This is a genomic window from Streptomyces sp. SID5469, from assembly GCF_009862865.1.
Taxonomy (GTDB): Bacteria; Actinomycetota; Actinomycetes; order Streptomycetales; family Streptomycetaceae; genus Streptomyces; species Streptomyces avermitilis.
This window is the reverse complement of the sequence record NZ_WWIN01000001.1, coordinates 4,906,002-4,931,824: the sequence shown is the minus strand read 5'-3', so window position 1 is coordinate 4,931,824 and position 25,823 is coordinate 4,906,002. Positions and strand designations below refer to the sequence as shown.

Below are 25,823 nucleotides of genomic sequence, written 5' to 3'. Positions count from 1 at the left end.
CCCTCTGCGGGGGCCCGGCCCTCTGGTTCGAGGGCCTGCCCCGCTCAGCCGACGCGGTCCAGCAGCAGGACCGCGACGTCGTCCGTCAGCTCTCCGCCGTTGAGGTCGCGGACCTCGTTCACCGTGGCCCGCAGCAGTTCCTCGCCCGTCAGGCCCTCGGCCAGCCGGCGGCGGACCAGTTCCACCATGCCGTCCTGGCCCAGCCGCTCCTTGCCCTGGCCGATGTGACCCTCGATCAGGCCGTCGGTGTAGAGCATCAGGCTCCAGGCGGCGCCCAGCTCCACCTGCATACGCGGCCAGCGGGCATGCGGGAGCAGCCCCAGCGCCGGGCCGTTGTTCTCGTACGGCAGCAGCTGGGCGGGCCGGCCCGGGCGGGCGATCAGCGGGGACGGGTGGCCGGCCAGGCACAGGCCCGCGCGGCGGCCGTCCGGTGCGATGTCCACCGTGCACAGCGTCGCGAAGATCTCGTCGTCCGACCGCTCGTGCTCCAGCACCTGCTGGAGCGTGGAGAGCAGCTCGTCGCCGCACAGGCCGGCCAGCGTCAGCGCCCGCCAGGCTATGCGCAGCTCCACGCCGAGCGCGGCCTCGTCGGGGCCGTGCCCGCAGACGTCGCCGATCATGGCGTGCACCGTGCCGTCCGGCGTCCGGACGGTGTCGTAGAAGTCGCCGCCGAGCAGCGCCCGGGAGCGCCCGGGACGGTAGCGCGCGGCGAACCGCAGCGGGGAGCCGTCCAGGAGCGGGGTGGGCAGCAGACCGCGCTCGAGGCGCCGGTTCTCCTGCGCCCGCAGCCTGGACTCGGTCAGCCGTCGCTCGGCCGTGTCCGACCGCTTGCGCTCCACCGCGTACCGGATCGCGCGGCTCAGCAGCCGCCCGTCCAGCTCGTCGCGGAAGAGGTAGTCCTGGGCGCCGACGCGCACCGCCTCGGTGCCGCGCTCGGTGTCCCCGGACGCGGTGAGCGCGAGTACGGCGTGCCGGGGCGCGATCTTCAGCACGTGCTTGAGCGTGGCCAGCTCGTCGTCACTGTCGGCGGACCGGCCGGGGGCCGGCAGCGCGAGGTCCAGCAGGATGCAGTGGACGTCGTCGGTGAGCAGCCGTCCGGCCTCGGTGAGGTTGCGGGCGGTACGGATACGGATGGGCTGGCCCGCCGAGTCGAGCATCTCGGGCACGATCGGCGAACCACCCGGGTCGTCCTCGATGACGAGCAGAGTGAGATTGGCGGGTGTGGTGCCGACGGGGGAGCCGGCGCGGTCGACCGGGGCCTTGGCGTGGCCGGCCGGTCCTTCCGGGAACGGGCGGCCGGCCTGCGGCACGGTCTGAGCCTGACCACACTCCGCGGCCGGGATCGCTCTCTGCCGCGGTACGGGTACGGGCATCGTCTGGGTTCCTTCCCTCCCCCCGAGGGCATGGCGGGGCGAGGGACCTCGACCCACCGACGGGGACCATAGCGGTAGCAGCCGCCGCAGCGGAATGCTCGGCGGGGTGCGGTACGGCAATCGGCCACCGTCATATGCCGCGTTCCGTAACGCATTTGGACAGGATGGGCCTCGGCCGGGGATGACGAAGGTCACGTGACCGGAGGTTTGGGCGGCGGAGTGGGGTGCGCTGGGTCACGTGCGCTGCGTCACGCTCCGCGGGTGGCGCGGGTGGCGCGGGTGGCGCGGGTGGCGCGGGTGGCGCGGGTGGCGCGGGTGGCGCGGGTGGCGTCCGCCGGCGTGCGGGTCGATCGTCCCGCGGGGCTGTCCTCCGTCGCCCGACGGGCTTGGTGTGCCGTCGGTGGACTCCGGTCGGTGCGTCGGCCTCAGCCCGCGTCCGGGCGTACGACCCCCAGAATCGGCATCGTTCCCGCTCCTGTGATCGTCACCGTCCGGCCGGGGCGCGGGGCGTGCACGATCGCGCCGTCGCCCACGTACATCCCGACATGGCTGGCGTCGTCGAAGTAGATGACCAGGTCACCGGGGCGCATGTCCTTCACGTCGATGTGCCGGAGCTGCTTCCACTGCTCCTGCGAGGTGCGCGGAATCCCGTTGCCCGCGGCCGCCCAGGCCTGTGACGTCAGCCCCGAGCAGTCGTACGTCTTCGGGCCCTCGGCCCCCCATTCGTACGGCTTGCCGATCTGGGCGGTCGCGAACCGCACGGCCTTCCTGCCCTGCTCGGACGCCTTGGTGTTGATCTCGTCGAGGACGCCGGAGTCGAGCCAGGCCGTCTGCGCCTTGGCCGCGGCCGCCGCCTCCAGCTTCGCCAGCCGCTCCTTCTCTTCCTTCTCGAGCTGGGACTCCAGCTTCTCGGCGGCGGCGATCTGCTTCTTGACCTTCTTCTTGGCCGCGGCCTTGTCCTTGCGGTTGGCCTCCAGCCGCTTCCACTGGGCGGAGGCGTCGCGCGCGTACTGCTGCAAGTCCTCCTGCGTGCGCGTCATCTCGGCGAGCAGGCCCTTGGTCGCGTGCTCGCCCTGCCGCACCCGGCCCGCCCCGTCCAGGTACGCCTGCGGGTTCTCGCTCAGCCACAGCCGGGCCTCGGGCGGCAGGCCGCCGCCGCGGTACTGGGCCCGGGCCGCGGCGCCCGCGCGGTCCTTCAGGTCGGCCAGCTTCGCCTGACCCTTGACGATCTCCCGGGCCAGCTCGACGATCTGCCCCGACTGCTTCTGGGTGTCCTCCTCGGCCGCGTTGTACGCGTCCGTGGCCACCGCCGCGTCGTGGTAGAGCTTCTCCAGCTTTCCGCGGACCTCTTCAAGTTCCTTGTCGGCAGCCGGGGTTGGGCTGCCGGAGGGGGTGGGGGCCGGAGTCGGGGTCGGTTTCGACGGGCTCGCGTGGGCCGCGCCGGGTGCGCCGAGCACGGTGACCGCGCAGACCAGGGCGATGGCTGCCATGGTCAGGGTCCGCTTGCCGGTTCCCATACCTCTCCCCAAAAGCTGATTTACCGTCAGTAACTTACGGGTGCCTGGGGGATCGTGCCATGTCGACGCGCAGAACGACAGAGCCCGGACTTGGTGGCGCAGAAACTCCCTCCCCCCATTCCCCACTTCGCATGTCGATCTCCCCGCCCATGTGACGAACGACTCAGGGAGATCGTTCCCCGCAGGTCAGACGGGGTGTGTGGGGCTCGGGTCCACCCAACTGGCGTCGCGCGGGCCCTCGCTCAGCCCCGCGGAGCCAACGACTCCCACGTCACCGTGACTTCGCCCTGGCGCCACCGCCCGGCGTCGTCCGTCACCGGCCAGTCCGCCGTCAGCGCGCGGACCGCACGGATCCAGCGCTGGCGTGCGCCGTACGAGGCGTAGGGAGCCGCGGCCGCCCAGGCGCGGTCGAAGTCACGCAGGAACGCGTGCACCGGTTCGCCCGGAACATTGCGGTGGATGAGTGCCTTCGGCAGTCGTTCGGCCAGATCGGACGGGCGGTCCAGGGAGCCGAGGCGGGTGGCGAAGGTGACCGTGCGCGGGCCCTCGGGGCCGAGCGCGACCCAGACATGGCGGCGGCCGATCTCGTCGCACGTGCCCTCGACCAGCAGGCCGCCGCGGGAGCCGGTCGCCGGGTCGGCGGGCGCGAGCCGGGCGCACAGCCGCTCCCAGACCGCGGCGACCTGGTCCTCGTCGTACTGCCGCAGCACGTTCGCCGCGCGGATCAGCGTCGGCCGGCCCGGCACCGGAACCTCGAAGCCCCCGTGCCGGAAGACGAGCCCCTCGCGCTCGTAGGGCCGGGCGGCCGCGACCCTGGCCGGTTCGATCTCGACGCCGACCACGCGCGCGTGGGGCGCGACGGTGCGCAGCCGCAGCAGCAGTTCGACCGCGGTCCAGGGGGCGGCCCCGTAGCCCAGGTCGACAGCCACCGGGTCGGCGGCGCGGCGCAGTTCGGCGCCGTGTGCCGCCGCGATCCAGCGGTCCATGCGGCGCAGGCGGTTCGGGTTCGTGGTCCCGCGCGTCACCGTTCCCACGGGGCGGGAGGCTGCGCGGGCTGTCATGGGTACGAGGGTATGCGGCCCCGGCTTCCGGGACGTCCGGCGTTCACGCACCCTTTCGTCGAACGGTTGAGCGATCCGCGGTAATGATTCGGCAAAGATGAGCAAAGGGGAAATGGAGCGGCTCGCTCCGGCGTTCGCATGTCTTGGAGGGCGCTCCACGCCGTCCCGACCGGCATGCCCGCAGCGAGGAGGAACGCCACGTGAGCCAGTACGCCAGCAGGCTCGGGCGTCGCTCCCCGGCGGCCCCCACGCGGCGCAGGATGCTCCGCAAGCCCCGGCGCGTCGCCATGCTCTCCGTGCACACGTCGCCGTTGCACCAGCCCGGCACGGGCGACGCCGGCGGCATGAACGTCTACATAGTGGAGCTCGCCCAGCGCCTCGCCGCGATCAACATCGAGGTCGAGATCTTCACGCGCGCGACGACCGCCGCCCTCCGGCCCACGGTCGAACTCAGCCCCGGCGTCCTCGTGCGGCACGTCGACGCGGGCCCCTACGAAGGCCTCGCCAAGGAGGACCTCCCCGCCCAGCTGTGCGCCTTCACCCACGGCGTCATGCAGGCGTGGGCCGGTCACCGCCCCGGCTACTACGACCTCGTGCACTCCCACTACTGGCTCTCCGGCCATGTCGGCTGGCTCGCCGCCCAGCGCTGGGGCACCCCCCTGGTGCACGCCATGCACACCATGGCCAAGGTCAAGAACGCGGCCCTCGCCGAAGGGGACACCCCGGAGCCGGCCGCGCGTGTCATCGGCGAGATGCAGATCGTGGCCGCCGCGGACCGGCTCATCGCCAACACCTCCGAAGAGGCCGACGAACTCGTACGTCACTACGAGGCCGAACGCGGCAAGGTCGCCGTCGTCCACCCGGGCGTCAACCTGGACCGCTTCCGCCCCGCCGACGGCCGCGCCGCCGCCCGGGCCCGGCTGGGCCTCCCACAGGACGCCCTCATCCCGCTCTTCGCGGGCCGCATCCAGCCCCTCAAGGCCCCCGACGTGCTGTTGCGCGCGGTCGCCGTGCTGCTCGACGAGCGCCCCGAGCTGCGGTCGAACCTCGTCGTCCCGGTGGTGGGCGGCCCCAGCGGCAGCGGTCTCGCCAAGCCCGAAGGACTTCAGAAACTCGCCGCCCGGCTCGGCATCGCCGATGTCGTGCGCTTCCGGCCGCCGGTCGGCCAGGAGCAGCTCGCGGACTGGTTCCGCGCCGCGTCCGTCCTGGTCATGCCCTCCTACAACGAGTCGTTCGGGCTGGTCGCCATAGAGGCGCAGGCGGCCGGTACGCCGGTGCTGGCGGCCTCCGTGGGCGGGCTTCCGGTCGCGGTCGCCGACGGGCGGACCGGATTCCTCGTCCAGGGGCACGATCCCGCCGCCTACGCGCGCGTACTGCGCGATTTCGCGGACGACCCGGCGCTGTCGGCCCGGATGGGCCGGGCCGCGGCCCGGCACGCCGAGTGCTTCGGCTGGGACACGGCGGCCTCCGCGACGGCGGACGTGTACACGGCGGCGATGCAGGCGCACCGGCGTCGCGTACGCTCCCACCATGGCTGACGCAGCGTCGATCATCGAGCAGGTCCTCGGCGAGGCCGAGCTGGAGTGGGAGAGCCCCGAGCCGGGCTCGTACGTGGTGAAGCTCCCCGGCACCCGCAAGCTGTCGACCACGGTCTCGCTGATCGTCGGCAAGCACTCGCTGTCGCTGAACGCGTTCGTGATCCGCCACCCCGACGAGAACGACGCGGGCGTCCACCGCTGGCTCCTGGAGCGCAACCTCAAGCTGTACGGCGTCAGTTACGCGGTCGACCGGCTCGGCGACATCTATCTGGTCGGGAAGCTGCCGCTGGCCGCGGTCACGCCCGACGAGATCGACCGTCTCCTCGGCTCGGTCCTGGAGGCGGCGGACGGCTCCTTCAACACCCTCCTCGAGCTCGGTTTCGCCGCCTCGATCCGCAAGGAGTACGCGTGGCGGGTGGCCCGCGGCGAGTCGACGCGCAATCTGGACGCGTTCAGTCACCTGACCCAGCGCCCGGCCAACTGAACCTGCGTACGGCCAACTGAACCTGCGTATGCACCTTTAGGCCCTGCGCGGCCCCTTCCAGTCTCTGCGTGACCCCTTCCGTGGTCGGGGCGGTCGTGGCATGCTCACCGCCGACGCACATATGAACGTCATTCACATCCATGGACGCCGATGGAAGGGTGGGCGGGTATGAGCCAGGGAAGCCGGGAAAACCAGGGACACGCGGGCGTCAGCAGACGGGGCCTGCTCGGCAGCGCCATAGCCGTGGCGGCCGTCGCCGCGACCGGCACCACGGCCACCGCCGCCGCGCGAACCGCCGCCGCGCGAACCGGCTCCGCGCGAACCGCCGCCGCCCGATCCGGCTCCGGGCCGTCCGGCGAAGTCCCGTCCCTCTGGCACGAATTCACCCGCGCCCCCTACACCCACCCGCAGATCCCGTACGTGGGCAGGTCCGGCCACCGCCGTGGGGCGGCGCGCTTCCCCCGCCGCCCCGTCGTGGCCGACGTCCGCGATCACGGCGCCGTGGCGGACGGCACGACCGACTCCGCCCCCGCGATCAACCGTGCCATCGCCGCCGCCGGAAGGGCCGGCGGTGGCACGGTTCTCCTGCCGCCCGGAACCTTCCGCATCGACGACCTGATCCGCATCGGGTACGACAACGTGGTGCTGCGCGGCGCCGGAAGCTCCCGTACCAAGCTGTACGCGACGAAGAACCTCACCGAGCTGATCGGCGTGTACGGCTCCCGCTACGGCGGCGACAAGTCCTCGTGGTCCTGGGCGGGCGGGCTGATCTGGCTGGCGCCCAGGGCCCGTTGGGACTCCCTGGTCGCAGCGATCAGGGCGAAGGCGTGGCCGTTCGAGGGCTGGACGGGCAACGGGCGGGACGAGTGGGAGACGCTGACGACGGTCTCCCCGGCGCGGCGCGGCTCCTGGTCGGTGACGGTCGCCGACGCACGGCTGCTGAGACCGGGACAGCTGGTGCTCCTGCGCCTCGCGGACGACGCCGGTCATACCCTCCTGGAGCACATGTCGGGTGGCGGCCCGGGCCCGGAGGCGTACTCCTGGGACGACAAGATCAAGCTGACGTCGTACGTCCCCTACGAGTGGCCCGTACGCATCGCGCGCGTGCGGGGCCGGAAGGTCACGTTCGAGCGACCCCTCCCGCTGGACGTACGCCCGGAGTGGGACCCGCGCCTCACCACCCACGTCGAGGCGCTGACGGGCGCGGGCGTCGAAGGTCTCACGCTCGAAGCCGTCGAGACCCCGCAGTCCCCGCATCTCCTCGACAAGGGCTACAACGGGGTCGCGTTCCAGTGCGCGTACGACTGCTGGGCGGACGACGTCGTCGTCCGTCATGTGGACAACGGCTTCGGCCTGGTCGCCGCCTCCTCCTGCACCCTGCGCCGGACGACGGTGGCCGGCCGGGGCTCGCACCACCCGTACTTCTGCCGCGAGGGCTCGCACGACAACCTGGTCGAGGACTTCACGATCGAACAGCGCACGGTCCCGGCGCCGGCCGGCACCCAGCTCCACGGCATCAACGTCGAGGGCCTGTCCTCGTACAACGTCTGGTCACGGGGCGAGATGCGGATGGGCACGTTCGACTCCCACCGCGGCCTGCCGTTCGCGAACGTCCGCACGGACATCACGGTGAACAACAACGGCCGCCACGGCGGAGACGCGTCGGCCGGCCCGCTCTTCGGCGCCCGCTTCGCCCATTGGAACATCCGCGTCACCAACGGCCGGGCGGGCCTGATGAAGATCGACGGGCTGGCCCCGTACAGCGCCACCGTCGGCCTCAACGAGGTCACCGAGTTCGACCAGACCGACGTACCGGACTTCACCGGCGACCTCCACGCGCGCGTGGAGCTGTACGGCACGACGGACGTCGTACGCCCGCGCAACCTGTACGAGGCTCAGCGCGAGCTGTTCCGGTAGCGGCCGGGAGCCACCCCCACCAACCGCTTGAAGTGGCGGTTGAGATGGGCCTGGTCGTAGAACCCGGTGGCGGAGGCGACCTCGGCCGGTCGCATCCCCTCCAGCAGCAGCCGCCTGGCCCGCTCGACCCGCCGTGACATCAGGTACTGGTGCGGCGCGATCCCGAAGGCCCCGCTGAACGCCCGTACGAGATGGGCGGGATGCGCGTGCACGAGCCGCGCGGCCTCGTCGAGGGAGACCCCGTCGACGAGCCGCGCGTCGAGCAGCTCACGCAGCCGGGGCGCGACGCCGCGGTCCGGGGGACGCTGCCGCTGTGCGGCCCGGGGCCGCAGATGCCCCCGCAACCGCTCCCCGATGAACGCCAGCCGGCTCTCGGCCTCCAGCTCGTCCCCGGCGTGGGCGAGAGCGGTGTGCAGCTGTCCCACGCGCAGCCGCAGCAGGGGATCGACGACATCGGGCGCGTCCACGGCGGGCCCGATCAAGCTCGCGTCGAGCCGGCTGAGGTCGAGATAGAGAACGCGTTTGCGAAAGCCGTGCTCACTGACCGGGGACCCGTTGTGGGGAACGTGCGGCGGGAGGAGGGAAACGGTGTCGTCCGGGGTGCCGTGCTCATGCCGGTCGAGGTCGTACCGCACGGCACCGTCGTCGACGATCAGCAGCGTCCACGCATCGTGCACGTGCATCGGATAGGCGTACTCGGTGTAGTGGGCGTGAAAGACCTCCACGACACCCGGCACCCGCGGGCGCCAGGCGGAGATCTCACGCCGGTCCACCATGCAAACAACGTACAAGACGACGGCGTACGGGCTTCGGCAGTGTTCACACCATGAGCAACGACCCCTCCGCGGCCCCGGCCCCCACCACCCCCACCACGCCCGTCACCCCCACCGCGCCGCCGCGCTTCGACACGAAGATCGCCGTCCTGCTGCGGGAGGACCTGGAGACCTGGCAGCGCCTGAAACGTGACCGCGTTCCTGGTCAGCGGCCTGGGCACCCAGGTCCCGGAAGTGATCGGCGACCCGTACGAGGACGCGGACGGGGTGCGCTACCTCCCGATGTTCCGGCAGCCGGTCCTGGTCTTCGAGGGCTCGAAGGAAACCCTGACGGCCGCCCACACCCGAGCCCTCACCCGCGCCCTCCCTCGCGCCCTGTTCACGTCCGACCTGTTCGGAACGGGCAACGATCACGACAACAGGGCGGCGGTACGCGCGGTAAGGACGACGGAACTGGATGTGGTGGGCCTCGCGGTGTACGGGCCGCGCAATGCGGTGGACAAGGTGCTGAAGGGGGCCCGGATGCATCCGTGAGGGGACTGGACGCATCCGTGGGGGACTAGGACGCATCCGGGGGGCTCGGACGCATCCGTGAGGTGCTTGGACGCATCCGTGAGGGGCCCGGCTCAGCGCCGGCGTTCCGCTGCTCACCCGTCCCCGCGCAGGGTTATCGTGCCGTCATGACCCGCTCTGTGGAGCGGCCCGTCCTTTTCCTCGACGTCGACGGACCCCTCATCCCGTTCGGGCCGTCGTCCCGGCGGCTCCAGCCCCGTGCCGCCGGCTCCGTGGCGTTCTCCGACGAGGGGAACCCGCTGCTGGGGCGGCTCGACCAGGCCGTCGGACCGCGTCTGATGGCACTGGGGTGTGAGCTGGTGTGGGCCTCGACCTGGATGAATGACGCCAACGAGTCCGTCGCCCCACGGATCGGACTGCCCAGGCTGCCTGTGGTGGAGTGGCCGGAAGCCTCCACCCACGAGGGCCCGCGCGGCCTGCACTGGAAGACCCGCCATCTCGTCGAGTGGGCCGGCCACCGCCCGTTCATCTGGGTCGACGACGAGATCGGCGCCATGGACCGCCTCTGGGTCGCCGCGCAGCACCAAGGACCCTCGCTGCTGCACCGTGTCGACCCGGCCCAAGGCCTCACCGACGGCGACTTCTCCGTGCTTGCTGATTGGCTCCGTACCGCCGTGCCAGGTCTCGCCGTGCCCACCCGGGTCGAGGGGGGCTCAGGGAGACTCGGTCGTCGCTCCGGTGGACGGTGAGCGGAGCTCCCTCACCTGCTCGCGCCACGCCGCCGTCACGCTCGGCGGGATCTTCGTGGTCAGGCCGCCCTTCTTGGTGAACGCGAGCCCCCGGTTGTAGGCGCCGCCGCCGCACTCGTCGGACTGGCGGGTGAGCCTCACGTCGGCGGACGCGTCGATGACGGGGCTGGTGCCGCCCTTGCGGGTGACCCGGAAACGCACCGTGCCGCCGTCCGGGTCCACGTCGTCCGGCAGCCCGAGGCGCACACGCGTCAAGTCCTCCTGCCGCAGCTCGCCCTTCGCGCACTCGCCCCGCGCGCACAGCTCGTAGGAGGCGTCGGCGAGGTCGCCGTATCCCTCCCGCAGAAACATCACGCCCACGCCCGACTCGACGCCGACCCCAGCGCACACCTGGGGCGACGCGCAGGCGGACCCGGCCGCGAGCAGGGCGGACACACAGACGAGCACGCGCAGTCGGGTCATCCGTCTCCCCATCTCCTACCCCTCCAGGAAGCACCTTCGGCCGGGAAGAGGGATGGTAGACGAGCACTTCGCACGGATGTACGACGACCGGCCACAAGACGCGACGCCGACCGACCGGGACGGGCGCCCGTGCGCGAGGAACCCGCGGCGGCCGGATGACGATTCTGTTCGATGCCACCCACTCAGCTGGTCGGCATCGGCTCGCCTGGAGCCCCAGGACATTGCTCTGGGGCTCTACAAGAGGGAACCAAGGAGCGAGCCCAGCTTGGGAAGCCGGGGGCACCCAGGGGCCGTTGCCGGGCTGATCTGTGCCGCACGAGCCGGTCATGGGTTCGGTACGTGGGTCAGTGGACCAGCGCTACTTCTGCGGGGCCGTATTCCTGCTCGGGCAGGACCGTGAAAATGCCCGAACCCGGCGGGGATTCCACTGAGGCCCTGCGGATACGGTCAGCCCATTCGCGCGTCGGCCACCGTGTCTCTCGATTCCAGCGGATCCAGGCCAGATTCATGGCCGCGGGATCCACATCGGTGACATCGGCGCCCATGAAGTTGTTGGCCGCGTCGCTCAGGTTGTCACGTGCCTCCGCCAGATCACTTACCAGCGCCAGATCGAGGACGAGGTCGAGGACGCGGACGAGGTCGAAGACGAGGTTACGGACGAGGATCAGGTCGCGGTCGGCAGGGAGGACGGAAGCGCGGCCGCGGACCAGCACCACGTCGCGCGCCAGGGTGTCCTCGACGATCTCGTCGAGGGTGCGGGCGAGTACCTGCGCGAGGTTCCGGTCGTTGGACGGGCTCGGAGCGGACCGAAGATTGCGGACCAGCTCGTGAGCAAGTTCGCGAGCCTGCCCGAGATCCTGGACGAGGTCACGGACCGTGCCGCGGAGGGATTCGAGCCTCTGCACCACTGCGGTATCGAGCGTACGGACGACGGCAGCGTCGTGTACGAGGGCCAGGTCGCCGGCAAGGCTGCGGACGAAGTCGAGTTCTTGTCGCAGGTTGCAACCGGCCGCGTGTCGGTGAGCGGCCCTGACGTACGCGAACAGTTCCAGGAGGACACGGCGTTGCCACAGCCGCGTGTGGGAGGACGTCGATTTCCACGGACTGGTCGCCCGGGCCAGCCGCAACCCCTGCGATCCCTGCGATCCGCCTTCGTCCTGCCCCCCGCCCGGGCCCTCGCCAGGCGCGGTGCTGTCGGCCGTCGCGGCCACACCCGAACGAAGCCCGGCCGCAGTCCGGTGTGCCTCGCCGGGAGAGCCGGGAGTGCCGGGCGAGGGTGGGCGGAAGCCCGGCGAACGGCGCGAGAACACGGCGATGACGCGCCCGACGAAGGACTCGGCAGTGACGGTCACAGCGCACCTCCGGTGCCCGTCGGGTCCTGTTGCGCGGGGATGTCCGAGTTCGGCTGCGGCCCCTGTCCGAGCGAACCGGCCGTTCCGGGTCCCTGCTGTGGACCGGCCGACCCGACGTGACCCTGCTGCGGTGGTTGCGGTGGCTGCTGTGGAATCTGCCGCTGCTCCTGCACCGCGTCCACGGTGCTTCCCAGGGCGGCCCGTCCGATGCTCTTGACTGCCAGCGGCACCAGCGTTGCCACCTTTTCGACACCCGACAGCGCACCCAAGCCGATGAGGAAGGAAACGAGAGGGTCTGCCACCTGTGGGTGGCTGCTGGCGATGACACCGGTCAGAGCCCCACTCACGAACAGCCGAAGCAGTCCGGCGATGCAATACGCTACCCAGCCCGGCGCCGGCAGTTGTTCTTCCCCAGGTCTCACATCCGGGCTGCGGTGGGGCGGGTCGATGGTGTCCGGTTTGACCTGCCACGGCATTTTCCGGTGCCACCGGACGGACTTGATGACATCGATGGCCTCCATGGAGGCGCCGCCTGCCATTCCGATCAAGGCGGCCATTAACCAGTCCACCCGCGAAGTTTAGGGCGGTTCGGCCAAGCGGTGTCAGAGTTCGCCGGCAACCGACGCCCATGCACCGCACATGGCAGCGGCTCCAGGTCGTCGTCCGCGCGTCGTGTCACATTCCCAGTGGCTGTGTCGTCCTACTGCATAGACGCCGTAGGTACTGCTGAGGCGCCGTACTGCTGAGGCGCCGTCCAGCACGCGGCGAAGGCACGGACCAGAGGAGAGACCGCATGTCGACAGCCGGGGCACCAAGCAACACAGCGACGCTCAACCGCTTTCACTCCGCCGTGAACAGCGGCGACCTGGACATCATCTCGAAGGCCATCGACGAGTTCGTCGCACCGGACGTGCTCTTCCACGCGCCGGTACCGATGGGCGCGACGGGAGCGGAGGCCCTGAAGCGGGTGTGGGAGATGCTCCTGCGCGCGTTCCCCGACATCCACGTCGCCGTCGAGGAGATGATCACGGAGGGCGACAAGGTCGTCTCCAGGAACACGGTGACCGGGACCCACCGGGGCGAGTACCAGGGCTTGGCGCCCACCGGGAAGACCGTCACCTACGGCGAGATCTTCATCCTCCGCTTCGCCGACGGGCGGATCGCCGAGATCCGGGGCATCGTCGATGTCCTCACACAACTGCGCCAGCTCGGCGCCGTCCCGTCCTGACGAGGGACCAGACTGGTCCCAGGCCACGAAAATGCCTCCCACCCACGCCGTCTGCGCAGGCGGGAGGCATGATCACGCAGGCTACTTCTTCTTGCCCTGGGTCTTGCCGGGGATCTTGGTGACCTGCGTTTTTGCTGGTCAGGGGCGGTGGGCTCGTGCGCCTTCTGGTCGTCGTTGGTCGTCATTGGCCACTGTCGAGCGACGTCGGACGGCCCAGGGACGGCCCAGCCCCGACCTCTCAGCCCGCCTCGCGGTGCCTCCATGCTCACGACGGGCGTGGTGCCCCAAGTTCAGGCCCCCCGTTTCAAGGGATCGCGTAAACTTCTCGATGAAGCGCGCGGTACGAGGTCGGGTCCGAGCCTCAAGCGCACCTCACACAGCCCAGGGACGCTGAAGCCACTCATTCCCAGCACTACGAAGCCGGATCGGACCGGCGAGCCGTAGGCGGCGGGACATATCCATTCATCATGGAGTTGTCGCCCCGTGTCCTTCCTGTGCCTGTTCGCTCTTTCGCCGTTGCTGATCACGACGGTCGTCGCCATCTGCGCTCTCTTCGCAGCATTCACCTCTGACGACGGCAAGGCCCGCCGAGCCATTGAGATCGTCAAGCTGCTCCGCGGGAGCTTGCCGCGCGTCCGGCGGTAAGACCTGGTCCGACCAAGAGCCGGCGCACCCTTACCTTCTTGGGTGCGCCACCTCTCACAGCAACAGGGCACGCGCCACGGTGCCAACACACGCCGGCCCAAGAGAGCGCGAGGCGCGGTGACGAACATCAGCTTGGGAAGCTGCGGGCACTTGAGGCCGGAACAAGGGCTGACCTAGGCGAATGACCAGCGTGTGGCCTCGCCTGGCTGGGCTCCGCTCACTGTGGTTCCCCGCGGCTCTCTGCTTGTCAGCTCCACCGTGCAGGTTGGCGCGCCGGACCGCTCTTCCCTCCGGCTAACTGCTGTTCATCTGGTGCGGCTGAGCGCGCTGCGTTCTCTATACAGTCAACTGCCTTGTTCCTTCCGTGGCGAATAGATCCACCAGCGGGAAGGCTCGACCCAGTTCATTCAGCGTCAGCTCTAGCCGGTAGAAATCAACCTCGCCGGAGGGGTTCATGTAGGGGTGCAAGGCGCCCCAATCATCACGTTCGTATGGATAGTCATCGTATTCGACGTCATCGTAGGTTTCGGCGTGTAGGCTTACATTTGCCCAAGCGAAAAGCTTCGGAACTACTTCGACGTAGCTAGATAGCCCCAGAAACACAGTCCAACTGGCAAGTTGCTCGGGGTCATTACCATCTTCGTTGTCTACGCCGAGAGTAATTGTGCCTCGCCCCGAAGTCTTGTTGACCCACTCCTCGATGTCGATCACTAGCCGCTTTCCCTCGATCAACATTCTCATCCACGGTCGTGCAAGCTGTAGTTCGCGAATGCGGAGTGTGTAGGGGTCACCCTCGGCGGCCCGGCTGAGCGCATCCCTGGCTCTCTCGTCGAGCACCTGGGTGTCAGGAACCAGCAATTTCCAGCCGCCACGTGTAGTTTCGATGAGCGTGTTGTGGTTGACAAGCTGCCAATAGCAGTGATCTCTCTCTGGGTGGTAAAGCACTACTGCGACGGGCAAGGAATGATTCGTCCAATACTGCACGTGTTCAGCGTTTGGTCGGAACCACCAACCGCCTTGACCTTGTTCCCTGAACCAGCTAGAGCCGCTCTTAATCTGTAAGGCAAGTAGTCGGCCTCTGACTAGTTCCGCGTCAACGACTTCGGCATGCGCGTCGATGCCGTAATCCTCTGTCGGCTGCTCACGAAATAGCCAACCTAGGCCGGCCTCGACTGCGAGTTGTGTCCGCGTCACGCCGATGCTAGCTATTCTGGCGGACGGCTTGCGATGCATCATGTCTCCATTTTTCGGCTGCGAGTCGACTGGAGCTGCTCTCAGCGAGAGCGCTAACGTTGACTGACATCAGTCGTCAAGCGGGCGCGTCCGTAGGCGCCGGAGTCGCTTCCAGCTTCTCAACATCACCAATTAGTTCACGCACACTCTGGTACCTCTTGCCAACATCATGCGCTGTGCATTTTCGCACGATCTGACTTGGGGCGTCTGTTTGAGACATCAGGGCTTCCCTACCGCTAAATATATAAGAAAGCACCCATCCGATCGCATATATTTCATTGCATACGTCATATTCTTTGAAGCTAGCCAGGAGGGGGTCTCGAATTGTTCCTCGCATCTCCGTCTTCGTTCTGGTGTATTCGGAGTTCCTATCTTTGGCGAGACCGAAGTCCGAGAGCTTAACGAGCACAGCCCCACCGCTGAAGGTTTTCACTAGAACATTCTGAAGGCTTACATCACGATGAAGTAGACCTTCATGGTGGATGTAATTGATGCCGTACAAAAACTGCAGGGCGATTCTCTTCCGCGATGAAAATTGCAACTCGCTATTGCGCTTCTTGATGTAGTTTCGCAGAGTGGATTCACAGAACTCCATCTTGTATTCGTTTCGAGTTTCATCGTATTGATAAACCTCGACAATATAAGGGAAGCTCAAACGCTTGAGGATGTCGAACTCTTGCCGGAATCGATATAGGTCGCGGTCGTCCAGGTCTTTATTGGCGCGCTTGACTGCGAATTTTATTCCATAGTCGGGATCTGTGAATGAAAACACCTTCGCGTATGACCCCTCGCCGATCAACTGCAACTGATGACGCACCGTGGATTTCTTCAGTTTGATCTCGGCGTCCGGGCGGGACAGAACGGGCGCGTACTTGATTATCTCAATCTGTTCAAAATCATCTGGAACAGCGCTGCCGCCGCTGCGCACCAGCCACGACTGGCAGCTCTTCATTGCGGCCATGTAGGACTCTGCGAGGTGCACAACCACGCCAGCATGCTTAAGGGACCGGAGGAAGTCATTCAGTTCCTTGAGGAGTGCGAGCATTTCTCTGCTCTGCTCGGCCCAGTAATGGCCGGTCGTCTCCGCCCTGTCATTTATGGATTCGAAATGCTTATTTAGTCGCTCGTGGATGCTAGCGAAAGCGCGACCGAAGCGAGCGTCACTCTCGTAGAGACGCAGGAATGCGTTCGAGACTTCCATGTTCTCGTACCTCTGTGAGAGGTCGGCCAGCATCAGTTCAGTAGGGTCGGGCACTTTTAGCCTCAGGCTCTCTGGTGTGTAGCTGAATCAATTGCTGATGATTATTTATGTGCATCTTTGCCTCTTTTGTTGAGTAACCAGGTTAGGGCGTGATTGAGGGTGGTGGGATGCGAAGCGAGGAAGAAGTTAGACGAGTGGCCCTATAGCCAGTGCCACCCCGCTCCCATCCCGTACGCCGTCGACCCACACACCGTGGAGCAGGCGTGGTTCATGGCGTCCAGGTGGAGCGCGCCACTGTACGAACGACCTGGACGCCATGGGCCGCGTCTGCTCGGCTCTGCCTGGGTCGATGGTGTGCGGGATGGGAGCCACCCCACTCACGCCCCTACGGATCCGCAGCCGGGAACGGCGCCCCCTCTATCCCGGTGCCGGCCGATCCCCCGCCGGAGGCATCGTTCTGACCGTGGCCGCTCTCATGCGGCAGTAGTTTCGTGGCCTTCGGCTCGCTGCTGTGCGCGCGGCACGGGCGCCGGCCGGGCTGGAGCGGGGCGGAGACAGGAGCGCAGGCCCGGCCGGGGGCCGGGCCGCGCGCGGTGAGCGGAGCGAGCCGCCTTGAACCAGTAGAGAAAGTTGTAACTCAGTCCGTCGTGTGGGACCTGTGAGGCTTGAAGTCGTACGCGCACGAAGGCAGTTGCTTGCGCTGACGGTGTGCCATCGGTAGGAAGAGTGCTGGTCGGACCGTCCATGTGATGCGTGTACTGACGTGGGTGACGGATACCGTCCAGGGCTCTCGGCGCAGGAGGGCTCGTCTCGTGTCGATGCGGTCGTCGTGGAGCCGTGTCCACGCTTCTTGAGAAGCAGCCGTGCCGAGCGCGGGTGAGATGGTGCGCAGGATCGTCGCCACCCAGTTGTTCGCCTCGACCGCCGAGTAGGCGTCGAAGGATCCGAAGAGCGCCGGCGGCTGCTGCCCGCCGAGCCTTTCCGTCCAGCACTCGCACCAGAAGCCGGGGCTGGTCGTCGTCCTCAGCATGGGTGGCCTCCTCGGCGTACGTCCGTGAAGAGCTCCGCGGTGACCGTGTGGCCGCCGTCGCTGTCGTGGATCACGACCCGGTGAGCGATCGCGCTGACCATGCCGAGACCCCGGCCGTGTTCGGCGTCCTGCTCCTGGGCCTGGTGGCCGACCTTGGGGGCCGTGCCCGTGCCTCCGTCGTCCGTCACCGAGACCGCGACCACCTGCGCCGAGACGGCGACGGCCAGGTGAAAGCTTCCGGACTCCAGGCCGCTCGCCGTGTGGAGGATCGCGTTCGCGCTGAGCTCGCTCACGATCAGCTCGGCGTCCTCCGCAAAAGGGGAGCCGCGCAGGACGTCGCGCGTCCATCGGCGGGCCCGGCTGACCTCTTCCGGAAAACCTGGGCAAGACAGTCCCCAGACCCGGGCAGTACTCGTATACTCGTGCATACAAGTTCCTTCATGCTGGTAGGCCGCCATGTGCAGCGGGTTCGGGCTAGACGAGTTTCACGCCGTCGTGGGCGCGGATGGCCGGCGGGACCGCCGCGTCCAATGCGTCGATGACGCGGATCGCGTACGCCTCGTCGGCGAGTTCGGAGACTTCTTCACGGGTTGCCCAGCGCAGGGCGCGGGTCTCGTCGCCGGTCGTGGGTGTCCCGTCGGCCGCTTCGCAGCGGAAGACCAGCGAGACGATCAGTCCCGTCATGTTCTTGTAGACGCCGGTGAGAGTCGCGGGGAGCGCGATTTTGACGCCGGTCTCTTCGAGGACCTCGCGCTGAAGGGCTTCGGGAATGGTCTCCTCGCGTTCGAGGATGCCGCCCGGCGGTTCCCAGTGACCGTTGTCGCGGCGCTGGATCAGGAGGGCCCGGCCCTGGTCGTCGACGACGACCCCGGCCACGCTCACGGAGTGCGGGCGTTCTGTGCTCACGTTCCTCGGCCCTCTCGGATGGCTAGGCTCTCCACCGTAGCAACAACACTCGCCCACTCGTCTAGATACCTAAAGGAGTACACGTGAGCCCTCTGTCTTCGGGCCTGCTCGGTGATCTCGACCCCACGAGCGATCGTGCGGTCTTTCGCCAGATCGCCGACCAGCTGCGTGAGGCCATCGACCGTGGGCGATTCCGGGAGGGGGAGAAGCTCCCCTCTGAGGCCGAGCTCGTCGACCACTACGGGGTCTCCCGCATGACGGTCAGAAACTCCTTCTCCATCCTCCAGGGCGAGGGCCTGGTGCACGCCGAGCACGGCAAGGGCGTCTTCGTTCGGCCGCGTCCGCCCGTGCGGCGACTCGCCTCCGACCGGTTCGCCCGGCGGCACCGAGAGCAGGGGAAGTCCGCGTTCATCGTCGAGGCCGATGCCGTCGGTAGCCACCCCAAGGTCGACAGCCTCGAGGTCAAGGAGGAGAAAGCCAGTCAGGACATCTCCACGCGGCTCGGGTCCGTGCGGCGGGTCCTTGCACGTCGGCGCCGCTACCTCCTCGACGGGCGTCCGGTCGAGTTCGCCACCTCCTACCTGCCGCTGGACATCGCCCGCGGTACGCAGATCGCCGAACCCAACCCCGGTCCCGGCGGCATCTACGCCCGCCTCGAAGAGCTGGGCCACCGCCTCGACCACTTCGAGGAGGAGATCCGCGCTCGGATGCCCTCTCCCGCAGAGGTGAAGACGCTCCACCTGGCGGCCGGCGTCCCCGTGATCCACCTGATCCGGACCGCCTTCGACACCGAGGGGCGAGCGGTCGAGGTCTGCGACACGGTCATGGCGGCGGACGCCTACGTCCTGTCGTACCAGCTCCCGGCCACGTGAGCGGGTGACCGCCGGTGGTGCGCGGGGCCGTTCTCCCGAACTCGTACACCCCGACACGCTTACTCGTATAGACGAGTGGGCAAGTTGTGTGGCAGGGTGATCGTCGTGAGCCCGAGGGATCGGGTTCGCAGATCGAATCTTGTATAGACGAGTAGATAGGAACGTCACTGTGCGCACCATCCGTGTTGAGACCTCCGCCGCGACCGTCCTCCTGACGGAAGCCCCTGAGCCGAAGGTCCGCGACCGTCAGACAGGCGAGATCGCCAAGGACGCCGTCAGCGGTGAAGCGCTGATGACCATCGGCGTCGTCTACATCGAGGACGGGGAGTCCTCGCTGATCAAGGTCACCGTCCCGGAAGGCGGTGTCTCCGAGGGGCTGAACCTCGGGGCTCCCGTCTCGCTGCCGGGGCTCGTCGCCCGGCCGTGGGAGTCCGTGTTCAACGGGCAGCAGCGTCACGGCATCGCCTACCGCGCCGCCGCCGTCACTCCGGCCGCCTTCCCGGCCTCCATGGGGGCCTCGGCCTGATGTCCGACCTGACAACGCTCCTGGAGGTGGGTGGTCCTGTCGCCGCGCTCGGTGGCGGGGCTGCCTACACCCGGGCCAACCACCCGGGTCTCTACTGGTCGGCGGTCGGCGGGCCTATATCCACCTTCCGGCTCCTCAGTTCGTACGCCTCGGTCATGGAAGCCTGCGGCCTGACCGTCGCCCCCTCCCGACTGCGGATTCTCGCCGTCAAAGCCACCACCCGCCGTGAGGTGCGGCCCGTGCCGCCCCGCCGGGGCATCATCCGGCCCACGGCCACCGGCTTACGGCTCCGGCTCCGCCTCGCTCCGGGGCAGGAACCCGCCGACGTCGCCGCCTCGGCCGAACGGCTGCGGCACGCCTGGGGCGTTCACGCCGTGTACGTCTCCACCGTCAAGCCCGGTGTCGTTGAACTACGGCTCGTCGGCTTCGATGTCCTGCGCAAGGTGCGGATGCCCCGCAAGGTCAAGGTCGAGGGCGGCTTCCTCAAAGTGCCGGTCGCGCTGCGGGAGGACGCCATGCCCTTCGTACGCGACTACCGGGCCGTGCCGCACCAACTCACCCTCGGCGCGACGCTGTCGGGCAAGTCCATGTACCTCCGACACCTGGTCGCCGGACTCGCCCGGCAGGACGTCGCCCTGGTCGGCATCGACTGCAAGCGCGGGGTCGAGCTGGCCCCGTTCGCCCCGCGTCTGTCGGCCCTCGCCACCGATCCGGATGAAGCCGCCGAGCTGCTGCCCGTCCTGATCAAGGAGATGGAGGACCGATACGACCTGATCAAGGCCAGGCAAGGCATCGCCCCCAATCTCCCCGACGAAGAGATCACCTCCGACATCTGGGGCCTGCCCGAAAGCGAACGGCCCGTTCCCATCGTCCTGTTCGTCGACGAGGTGGCCGAACTCTTCCTGACCGCCACCCGCAAGGACGAGGAACGGCGAGACGAGATGGTCACCCAGCTCATCCGCCTCGCCCAGCTCGGCCGCGCGGCCGGCATCTACCTCGAAGTCTGCGGGCAGCGCTTCGGCGCTGAGCTGGGCAAGGGCGCGACCATGCTCCGTGCCCAGTTGACCGGCCGCGTCTGCCACCGCGTCAATGACGAAGCCTCCGCGAAGATGGCCCTCGGCGACATCGCGCCGGAAGCGGCGCTGGCCGCCTGCGCCATCGCCCCTGAGCGTCCTGGCCTCGCCGTCGCGGGCGACACCTCCGGCGGCTGGTCGCGTATCCGCACCCCGTACCTCTCCCTCGGCGACGCCGCCGACGTCTGCCGGGAGACGGCTCACCTGGTCCCCAGGATCTGAACGCGGCTATCCGTAAGCATCATGTCTAAGAGCTGCCCGCGCTGAAGCCCTTCCGGCCCGACGTTCCCGTACGGCCCGTCGAGACCTCGGCCCCCGCCGTACAGCCGCACCCCGTCACGGACTGACACCCCACTCCACCCTGTCGGCGTGACCGCCTCGCGCCATGTCCCTACCCCTCCCATGTCTGAACCCGGAAGGAGCCACCATGCGCGCCCAACTGGCCCGCGTCGACGCGGTGCTCGTACAGGCGCTCATCGCCGCCGCTCTGTCCTTCGCCCACATTCACGACGTCGCCGTGGCGGCCGGACAGGACGGCTGGAAGGCCTGGGCCTATCCCGTCTCCGTCGACCTGCTGCTCGTCGCCGCCTGGCGTCGACTGCGCTCCGGCTCGGCCAAGGGTGCGGCCTGGTGCTGGTTCGTCATCGCGCTCGCCGCATCCCTCGGCGCGAACGTCGCCACGGGACGGCCTGCTCGACCTCGGCGACGTCCCGGGCTGGCTGCGCATCCTCGTCGCGGGCTGGCCCGCCCTCGCCTTCCTCGGCGGAACCCTCCTCGCCCACTCGGCACCAAAGGCGGCCGACGACAGCCGAGGTCATCCGAGGACGAGGAGCACGAGCCCGAATCCGATCCCGAGCCGCCCACCCCGGCACCACCCGCCATCGAGGCCCCGCCGCACCGCCCCGCCGTCCCAGTCCCGGCCGCCCTCATCGACCACGCCCGCAAGGTCGCTGCCGAACACCACACCCGGACCGGCACTCCCATGGACGTCGCGACCCTGCGCGCCCGGCTCGGCGTCCCGGCACCCATGGCCGAAGCCATCGCCGCCCACCTCTAAAGGGAGCTCTGATGACCGCCAACCGCCGCTTCCGCAACGTCACCCGTATCGGCCCGGTACAGGTGGGCACCGCCTACGACCACCGCGGCCGCGAGAAGCACACCGCCGCCTGCACCGCCCCGCGCTGCAACTTCTCCGCCGACTACGACAGCCGAGCCGCCGCCGAGCTGGCCGCCCGCACCCACCGCTGCCCCGTCCGCTGAAAGGACCCCGTACCCCGTGACCGTCAGCCTGCCGCTCGTCGTCGTCCTCGGCTTCTTCGCCTGGGCGGCCGTCAAGTACCTCGGTGTCCGCATCTGGATCGTCGTCCTGATCACCCTCTTCGGCTTCTGGCTCTCGCGCACCTTCCTCGCCCCCGCCATCGAGTCCGGCACGCGCTCCGGCGTGGACGTCGTAAACGGCTCACATGACTAGACGAGTAGATAAGGAGTCCGCCGTGTTCCTGCCCAAGTACCCGGAAAACCCCACCCCGCCGCCCGCACACACCCACGCCCCGACCGACCCGGCCCCCGTCCCGGTCCGGCGCTCGCTCCCGTCGGTCTCCATCGATCAGAAGACCGTCGCGGCCGTCCTCGTCGGCGGAGTCGTCCTCACCGCGCTTTTGGCCGCCGTCGCCGTCACGGCCATCTCGGTCGCTGTCGCCGCCGTGGTCCTGCGCTCCCTGCTCCGCGACCACCACCGCCGCTGACCTGCGGCCAGACCTCCGGGGCGGCGTGACACAGCCACGTACCCGCCGCCCCGGCGGCCCACCCCTCCCGAAGTGCCCGTCAGAAGGAGAACCGTCATCTTCGCCCGCGCCACCCCGCCCCCTCTTCCGGAACTCAGCAACCTCGCCGCAGGCGGCACCCTGCCCGGTATCCTCCGGCAACTCTCCGGCCTCGGCGGCTGTACCCACCCGATCCGCCTCGACGGCCACCGCACCGAATACGACGTCGACACCGCCACCGGCGAGATCGGCCGCGTCCTCCACCACCTCGACTCGGGCGACCTCCCGGCCGGCCAACTCCTCGTCCGCTGCAACAACCGCCGCACGACCCGCTGCCCGGCCTGCTCCGAGGTCTACCGCCGCGACACCTTTCAACTGATCACCGCCGGACTGCGCGGCGGCAAGGGCACCCCCGAACACGTCGCCACCCACCCTCGCGTCTTCGCCACCTTCACCGCCCCCGGCTTCGGCCCGGTCCACAACCGCCGTACCGACGGACGCCCCTGCCGTTGCGGCACCCAGCACGACCAGGAGGACGGGCAACTCGGCACCCCGCTCAACCCGGCCACCTACGACTACGAGGCCGCCGTCCTCTGGAACGCGCACGCTGGTCCCCTCTGGCGCCGCTTCTCCATCTACCTGCGCCGAGAGGTCAGCAAGCGTGCGGGCCTGTCACAGCGGGAGCTCCGCGACCATGCACGTGTCTCCTTCGCCAAGGTCGCCGAGTACCAGAAGCGCGGCGCGGTCCACTTCCACGCGGTCATACGCATCGACGGCCCCGGCGGCGGCGAGACTCCGCCTCCGTCATGGGCCACCGCCGAGCTGCTGACCGATGCCATCGGCGCTGCCGCGTCCAAGGTCCGTGTCGACGGCCCGACCATCGACGGCCGCGCCCACGTGTTCGCCTTCGGCCGCCAACTCGACGTCCGCACCATCCGATCCGCCGACTTCAACGACGGCCAGGAGCTCACCGAACGCGCCGTCGCCGCCTACATCGCCAAGTACGCCACCAAGGGCTCGGAGACAGCCACGGGAGCTCTCGACCGCCCGCTGAAGTTCGTCGCCGAACTCGCCCAGCTCGACATCAGCGAGCACGCGCGCCGCCTGATCCGAACCGCCTGGGCGCTCGGCGCACGCAAGGACCTCGAACACCTCCGCCTGCGCGCCTGGGCGCACATGCTCGGCTTCCGCGGCCACTTCTCCACCAAGTCCCGCCGCTACTCCACCACCCTCGGCGCACTCCGCGACGCCCGCGCCGAATGGCGACGAGCACAGGCAGCAGCGAACGCACCCGCCCCCGAGACGACGTACGTCCTCGCGCACTGGGTCTTCGCCGGGACCGGCCTCTCCGACGCCGAAGCCTGGCTGGCCGCGTCCATCGAACCCGCCCCCGGAACCGAAGGAGAACTCACCCGTGGCTAGCCGACGCCTCGCCCTGGCCGACGTGGCCACCGAACCGCGCACCCTGCCCTCGCGGTACCTGACGCCTGACGACCTGGTGGAGATGTTCGAGTTGCCCAGCGTCGAGACGGTCTACCAGTGGCGACGCAAGCGCACCGGGCCCCGTGGGTTCCGCGTCGGCCGGCACCTCCGCTTCGACCCGGCCGACGTGCGCGCCTGGGTGGACTCCCGGCGTGAGGGGGCGGCGGCCTGATGGCCGGACACATCCAAGACCGCTGGTACAAGACCGAGGTCGGTCCGGACGGCAAGACCCGCAGAGTGAAGAGCGACCGCTATGGCTCGGGTGCGCGCTACCGCGCGCGGTACGTCGGCCCGGACGGTACGGAGAAGTCCAAGAGCTTCCCCGACAGGCAGAAGCGGCTTGCGGATCAGTGGCTCGCCCACACCGAGGCGGACATGGCACGCGGGCAGTACATCGACCCGCGTGCCGCTCGGGTCACCTTCCAGCAGTACGCCGAGACGTGGGTATCCACCCAGGGAGCCGACCCGAACACCCAGGCTTCGATGGAGTCGCAGCTTCGGCTGCACGCCTTCCCGTACTTGGGATCACGCCCGCTCGGCTCCTTCCAGCCTGCGCACATCCGTGACTGGGTGCGGCAGCTGAGCGAGAACGGCATCCGGGGCTCGTACGCCCGCACCATCTACTCCAACGTGCGTGCCGCCCTCAGCGCGGCCGTGGACGACGGGCACCTTTCCCGGAATCCATGTGCGGCTCGATCGGTCCGGCCGCCGACCGTCGATGACAGGCGCGTTGCTCGGACACCGGAACGGGTCTTTGCCGTCCGGGCCGGCATGCCCGAGCGGTTCCGGGCCATGGTCGACCTGGGTGGCGGCTGCGGGTTACGCCAGGGCGAGATCCTCGGCATCGCCGTCGACGCGATCGACTTCGAGTCGGACACGTTGCACGTGGTCCAGCAACTCAAGCTGAGCCGAAGCAAGGCCGTCTTCGCCCCGCCCAAGGGTGGCAAGCTCCGGGACGTGCCGCTTCCCGGGCCGGTCGCTGATGCCCTGCGGGCCCACATGAAGCGGTTCCCGCCGGTCGACATCACCTTGCCGTGGAAGGTGGCAGACGGGCCTCTGATCACCAAGCGGCTGATCTTCACCGGGCCGCGCGGTGGTCACGTCTGGCGGACGTCGCTCAACGAGGAGGCGTGGAAGCGGGCGCTGGCCTCGGCCGGGGTTATCCCCGACCGGAAGCCGGGCAAGTCGTACGCCGAGTCCCGCGAAAACGGCATGCACGCCCTCCGCCACTTCTACGCCTCGGTGCTACTGGACGCCGGGGAGAACATCAAGGCCCTCGCCGAGTACCTCGGCCACTCGGACCCAGGCCTCACGCTGCGTGTGTACGCACACCTCATGCCTTCCAGCCAGGAACGCACTCGTAAGGCCATCGCCACCACCTACGAAAACTCAATCCTTCTTAGAACTCCCGCAAGGATCAAACTGCGAGAGAGCGAATCCGATATCCCTCACCAAGAGCCAGGAATATCGCCCCACCAAACGAAGTGAATTCACAGCCAGATAAGACGGTTCAGAGATAGCCGCTCAAGGAATCTAGGCGGCACGCGGGAGCCTCGGCGACAGGGTGGGGCCCCTGGTAGAGACTCGACAGCACACGGGGCACCTGGGAGAACGTCAACAACACACGGGGCGCGTTGAAAACACACGGGGAGCCTCGGCCACACACGGGGAGTGTCGACAACACACGGGGAGTGAAGCGTGGAAGCCTCGGAGAACCCCAAGAATTATTGGAGGGATCAGAATCTCCGACTGTCCACGCCCGTGGACAATGGGTTCACGCTTGTGGACAACGCGTCTTTTAGCTGCACGTTTGTGTGACCGGTGACAGCTATGGGAAAGTCTCCGCGGCATGCGAATGCCGCCCGGGTATGGGCGGCATTCGCCTCCATTGCCGCGTTCAGACATCACCTTGGCAAGTGAACCAAGCACAGCTGGAGGGCCCAATGGTCCCACGCGCAGGCGTCACCGTCGACATCTGCCCTCGCGATCGGCCGATCGCACTCATCGGCACGGCCGGCGGCGCACTCGCCCTCTGGGCGGACGCTCCCCCGCAGGTCACCATTCCCGTGGCGCTGCTGATCGTCTTCGACATTCGCGTCCGCCGCTGGCGTCGACGCACCTGACG

At 68.6% G+C, this 25,823-nt stretch carries 28 protein-coding genes and 2 pseudogenes; 18 read left to right on the top strand and 12 right to left on the bottom strand.

Features of this window, described 5'->3' with window-relative positions; all coding sequences use genetic code 11:
* Window positions 1–44 precede the first annotated feature (44 nt).
* The 3 genes from GTY58_RS20930 to GTY58_RS20920 all read right to left on the bottom strand — a co-directional run bounded on the left by GTY58_RS20930 (window position 45) and on the right by GTY58_RS20920 (window position 3,951).
* Complete coding sequence (locus GTY58_RS20930) at window positions 45–1,373, bottom strand: response regulator (RefSeq protein WP_037650810.1); 1,329 nt, start codon at window positions 1,371–1,373, stop codon at window positions 45–47.
* Window positions 1,374–1,798: 425 nt separating this feature from the next.
* Window positions 1,799–2,890: a C40 family peptidase gene (locus GTY58_RS20925; RefSeq protein WP_010985437.1), complete on the bottom strand. Its 1,092-nt coding sequence runs from the start codon at window positions 2,888–2,890 to the stop codon at window positions 1,799–1,801.
* 242 nt (window positions 2,891–3,132) lie between these two features.
* A complete protein-coding gene (locus GTY58_RS20920) occupies window positions 3,133–3,951 on the bottom strand; it encodes a hypothetical protein (RefSeq protein ID WP_010985436.1) in 819 nt (272 codons plus the stop codon).
* A 200-nt stretch (window positions 3,952–4,151) separates the two neighbouring features.
* Between GTY58_RS20920 and mshA the strand changes: the two genes are divergently transcribed.
* The 3 genes from mshA to GTY58_RS20905 all read left to right on the top strand — a co-directional run bounded on the left by mshA (window position 4,152) and on the right by GTY58_RS20905 (window position 7,890).
* Window positions 4,152–5,489 carry a D-inositol-3-phosphate glycosyltransferase gene (gene mshA / locus GTY58_RS20915; protein WP_037650813.1) on the top strand — a complete coding sequence of 446 codons (1,338 nt, stop codon included), beginning with the start codon at window positions 4,152–4,154 and terminating at the stop codon, window positions 5,487–5,489.
* Window positions 5,482–5,973 (top strand): YbjN domain-containing protein, encoded by a 492-nt coding sequence (locus GTY58_RS20910; protein ID WP_010985434.1) that lies wholly within the window; start codon window positions 5,482–5,484, stop codon window positions 5,971–5,973. The genes mshA and GTY58_RS20910 overlap by 8 nt, the downstream gene beginning before the upstream one ends.
* Before the next feature lie 168 nt (window positions 5,974–6,141).
* On the top strand, window positions 6,142–7,890 hold the full coding sequence (locus GTY58_RS20905) for a glycosyl hydrolase family 28-related protein (protein ID WP_037650814.1): 1,749 nt from the start codon (window positions 6,142–6,144) through the stop codon (window positions 7,888–7,890).
* Here GTY58_RS20905 and GTY58_RS20900 read toward each other — a convergent pair.
* Window positions 7,869–8,666 carry an AraC family transcriptional regulator gene (locus GTY58_RS20900; RefSeq protein WP_037650817.1) on the bottom strand — a complete coding sequence of 266 codons (798 nt, stop codon included), beginning with the start codon at window positions 8,664–8,666 and terminating at the stop codon, window positions 7,869–7,871. The two genes, GTY58_RS20905 and GTY58_RS20900, sit on opposite strands and share 22 nt — an antisense overlap.
* Before the next feature lie 50 nt (window positions 8,667–8,716).
* Between GTY58_RS20900 and GTY58_RS20895 the strand changes: the two are divergent.
* Window positions 8,717–9,197 (top strand): annotated as a pseudogene (locus GTY58_RS20895) (DUF2000 domain-containing protein).
* Window positions 9,198–9,343: 146 nt separating this feature from the next.
* Complete coding sequence (locus GTY58_RS20890; RefSeq protein WP_010985430.1) at window positions 9,344–9,925, top strand: HAD domain-containing protein; 582 nt, start codon at window positions 9,344–9,346, stop codon at window positions 9,923–9,925.
* Here GTY58_RS20890 and GTY58_RS20885 read toward each other — a convergent pair.
* The 3 genes from GTY58_RS20885 to GTY58_RS20875 form a co-directional block, all read right to left on the bottom strand.
* On the bottom strand, window positions 9,890–10,387 hold the full coding sequence (locus GTY58_RS20885; protein WP_107082970.1) for a hypothetical protein: 498 nt from the start codon (window positions 10,385–10,387) through the stop codon (window positions 9,890–9,892). The genes GTY58_RS20890 and GTY58_RS20885 overlap by 36 nt on opposite strands.
* 344 nt (window positions 10,388–10,731) lie before the next feature.
* Entirely contained in the window at window positions 10,732–11,739 is a 1,008-nt protein-coding gene (locus GTY58_RS20880) for a hypothetical protein (protein WP_010985428.1), read from the bottom strand.
* Window positions 11,736–12,308 (bottom strand): hypothetical protein, encoded by a 573-nt coding sequence (locus tag GTY58_RS20875; RefSeq protein ID WP_137865206.1) that lies wholly within the window; start codon window positions 12,306–12,308, stop codon window positions 11,736–11,738. Before GTY58_RS20875 ends, GTY58_RS20880 begins: the two co-directional genes overlap by 4 nt.
* 224 nt (window positions 12,309–12,532) lie before the next feature.
* Between GTY58_RS20875 and GTY58_RS20870 the strand changes: the two genes are divergently transcribed.
* Together GTY58_RS20870 and GTY58_RS20865 are read left to right on the top strand one after the other, a co-directional pair.
* Entirely contained in the window at window positions 12,533–12,967 is a 435-nt protein-coding gene (locus GTY58_RS20870) for an ester cyclase (protein WP_010985426.1), read from the top strand.
* A gap of 483 nt (window positions 12,968–13,450) precedes the next feature.
* Entirely contained in the window at window positions 13,451–13,612 is a 162-nt protein-coding gene (locus tag GTY58_RS20865) for a hypothetical protein (protein ID WP_154696728.1), read from the top strand.
* Between the two features lie 336 nt (window positions 13,613–13,948).
* Here the strand turns inward: GTY58_RS20865 and GTY58_RS20860 are convergent, their stop codons facing one another.
* The 5 genes from GTY58_RS20860 to GTY58_RS20840 form a co-directional block, all read right to left on the bottom strand.
* Window positions 13,949–14,848, bottom strand: a complete 900-nt coding sequence (locus tag GTY58_RS20860; protein WP_237528840.1) for a DUF4365 domain-containing protein — start codon at window positions 14,846–14,848, stop codon at window positions 13,949–13,951.
* Window positions 14,849–14,921: 73 nt separating this feature from the next.
* Window positions 14,922–16,046 carry a protein kinase family protein gene (locus GTY58_RS20855; protein ID WP_010985423.1) on the bottom strand — a complete coding sequence of 375 codons (1,125 nt, stop codon included), beginning with the start codon at window positions 16,044–16,046 and terminating at the stop codon, window positions 14,922–14,924.
* Window positions 16,047–16,683: 637 nt separating this feature from the next.
* On the bottom strand, window positions 16,684–17,076 hold the full coding sequence (locus tag GTY58_RS20850; protein WP_010985421.1) for a hypothetical protein: 393 nt from the start codon (window positions 17,074–17,076) through the stop codon (window positions 16,684–16,686).
* On the bottom strand, window positions 17,070–17,504 hold the full coding sequence (locus tag GTY58_RS20845; protein WP_037650823.1) for an ATP-binding protein: 435 nt from the start codon (window positions 17,502–17,504) through the stop codon (window positions 17,070–17,072). Before GTY58_RS20845 ends, GTY58_RS20850 begins: the two co-directional genes overlap by 7 nt.
* Window positions 17,505–17,550: 46 nt before the next feature.
* Entirely contained in the window at window positions 17,551–17,958 is a 408-nt protein-coding gene (locus tag GTY58_RS20840) for an NUDIX domain-containing protein (RefSeq protein WP_037650825.1), read from the bottom strand.
* Between the two features lie 107 nt (window positions 17,959–18,065).
* Between GTY58_RS20840 and GTY58_RS20835 the strand changes: the two genes are divergently transcribed.
* The 11 genes and pseudogenes from GTY58_RS20835 to GTY58_RS20785 all read left to right on the top strand — a co-directional run bounded on the left by GTY58_RS20835 (window position 18,066) and on the right by GTY58_RS20785 (window position 25,821).
* Window positions 18,066–18,854: a GntR family transcriptional regulator gene (locus GTY58_RS20835; RefSeq protein ID WP_010985418.1), complete on the top strand. Its 789-nt coding sequence runs from the start codon at window positions 18,066–18,068 to the stop codon at window positions 18,852–18,854.
* Window positions 18,855–19,023: 169 nt separating this feature from the next.
* Entirely contained in the window at window positions 19,024–19,380 is a 357-nt protein-coding gene (locus GTY58_RS20830; protein WP_010985417.1) for a hypothetical protein, read from the top strand.
* A pseudogene (locus GTY58_RS20825) lies at window positions 19,380–20,800 on the top strand (FtsK/SpoIIIE domain-containing protein). Before GTY58_RS20830 ends, GTY58_RS20825 begins: the two are co-directional and overlap by 1 nt.
* An 80-nt stretch (window positions 20,801–20,880) precedes the next feature.
* On the top strand, window positions 20,881–21,510 hold the full coding sequence (locus tag GTY58_RS20820; protein ID WP_010985415.1) for a DUF2637 domain-containing protein: 630 nt from the start codon (window positions 20,881–20,883) through the stop codon (window positions 21,508–21,510).
* Window positions 21,511–21,521: 11 nt separating this feature from the next.
* On the top strand, window positions 21,522–21,713 hold the full coding sequence (locus GTY58_RS20815; protein ID WP_010985414.1) for a mobile element transfer protein: 192 nt from the start codon (window positions 21,522–21,524) through the stop codon (window positions 21,711–21,713).
* 16 nt (window positions 21,714–21,729) lie between these two features.
* Window positions 21,730–21,924: a hypothetical protein gene (locus tag GTY58_RS20810; RefSeq protein ID WP_010985413.1), complete on the top strand. Its 195-nt coding sequence runs from the start codon at window positions 21,730–21,732 to the stop codon at window positions 21,922–21,924.
* Between the two features lie 22 nt (window positions 21,925–21,946).
* Entirely contained in the window at window positions 21,947–22,198 is a 252-nt protein-coding gene (locus tag GTY58_RS20805; protein ID WP_037650830.1) for a hypothetical protein, read from the top strand.
* 159 nt (window positions 22,199–22,357) lie between these two features.
* A complete protein-coding gene (locus GTY58_RS20800) occupies window positions 22,358–23,638 on the top strand; it encodes a replication initiator (protein ID WP_037650861.1) in 1,281 nt (426 codons plus the stop codon).
* The gene (locus GTY58_RS20795; RefSeq protein ID WP_010985410.1) at window positions 23,631–23,870 is read left to right on the top strand and encodes a helix-turn-helix domain-containing protein; all 240 of its coding nucleotides are present in this window, start codon (window positions 23,631–23,633) and stop codon (window positions 23,868–23,870) included. The genes GTY58_RS20800 and GTY58_RS20795 overlap by 8 nt, the downstream gene beginning before the upstream one ends.
* On the top strand, window positions 23,870–25,186 hold the full coding sequence (locus tag GTY58_RS20790; RefSeq protein WP_010985409.1) for a tyrosine-type recombinase/integrase: 1,317 nt from the start codon (window positions 23,870–23,872) through the stop codon (window positions 25,184–25,186). Before GTY58_RS20795 ends, GTY58_RS20790 begins: the two co-directional genes overlap by 1 nt.
* A gap of 455 nt (window positions 25,187–25,641) precedes the next feature.
* Entirely contained in the window at window positions 25,642–25,821 is a 180-nt protein-coding gene (locus tag GTY58_RS20785; RefSeq protein ID WP_037650832.1) for a hypothetical protein, read from the top strand.
* Window positions 25,822–25,823: the final 2 nt, after the last annotated feature.

What these genes read in the sequence shown, in the direction of transcription:
- GTY58_RS20900 (WP_037650817.1), bottom strand. Translation starts at nt 8,666, where the DNA reads ATGGTGGACCGGCGTGAGATCTCCGCCTGGCGCCCGCGGGTGCCGGGT.
- GTY58_RS20885 (WP_107082970.1), bottom strand. Translation starts at nt 10,387, where the DNA reads ATGACCCGACTGCGCGTGCTCGTCTGTGTGTCCGCCCTGCTCGCGGCC.
- GTY58_RS20855 (WP_010985423.1), bottom strand. Translation starts at nt 16,046, where the DNA reads ATGGAAGTCTCGAACGCATTCCTGCGTCTCTACGAGAGTGACGCTCGC.
- GTY58_RS20850 (WP_010985421.1), bottom strand. Translation starts at nt 17,076, where the DNA reads ATGCTGAGGACGACGACCAGCCCCGGCTTCTGGTGCGAGTGCTGGACG.
- GTY58_RS20785 (WP_037650832.1), top strand. Translation starts at nt 25,642, where the DNA reads ATGGTCCCACGCGCAGGCGTCACCGTCGACATCTGCCCTCGCGATCGG.
- GTY58_RS20870 (WP_010985426.1), top strand. Translation starts at nt 12,533, where the DNA reads ATGTCGACAGCCGGGGCACCAAGCAACACAGCGACGCTCAACCGCTTT.
- GTY58_RS20905 (WP_037650814.1), top strand. Translation starts at nt 6,142, where the DNA reads ATGAGCCAGGGAAGCCGGGAAAACCAGGGACACGCGGGCGTCAGCAGA.
- GTY58_RS20925 (WP_010985437.1), bottom strand. Translation starts at nt 2,890, where the DNA reads ATGGGAACCGGCAAGCGGACCCTGACCATGGCAGCCATCGCCCTGGTC.
- GTY58_RS20845 (WP_037650823.1), bottom strand. Translation starts at nt 17,504, where the DNA reads ATGCACGAGTATACGAGTACTGCCCGGGTCTGGGGACTGTCTTGCCCA.
- GTY58_RS20920 (WP_010985436.1), bottom strand. Translation starts at nt 3,951, where the DNA reads ATGACAGCCCGCGCAGCCTCCCGCCCCGTGGGAACGGTGACGCGCGGG.
- GTY58_RS20820 (WP_010985415.1), top strand. Translation starts at nt 20,881, where the DNA reads ATGCGCGCCCAACTGGCCCGCGTCGACGCGGTGCTCGTACAGGCGCTC.
- GTY58_RS20815 (WP_010985414.1), top strand. Translation starts at nt 21,522, where the DNA reads ATGACCGCCAACCGCCGCTTCCGCAACGTCACCCGTATCGGCCCGGTA.
- GTY58_RS20790 (WP_010985409.1), top strand. Translation starts at nt 23,870, where the DNA reads ATGGCCGGACACATCCAAGACCGCTGGTACAAGACCGAGGTCGGTCCG.
- GTY58_RS20930 (WP_037650810.1), bottom strand. Translation starts at nt 1,373, where the DNA reads ATGCCCGTACCCGTACCGCGGCAGAGAGCGATCCCGGCCGCGGAGTGT.
- GTY58_RS20890 (WP_010985430.1), top strand. Translation starts at nt 9,344, where the DNA reads ATGACCCGCTCTGTGGAGCGGCCCGTCCTTTTCCTCGACGTCGACGGA.
- GTY58_RS20910 (WP_010985434.1), top strand. Translation starts at nt 5,482, where the DNA reads ATGGCTGACGCAGCGTCGATCATCGAGCAGGTCCTCGGCGAGGCCGAG.
- GTY58_RS20860 (WP_237528840.1), bottom strand. Translation starts at nt 14,848, where the DNA reads ATGATGCATCGCAAGCCGTCCGCCAGAATAGCTAGCATCGGCGTGACG.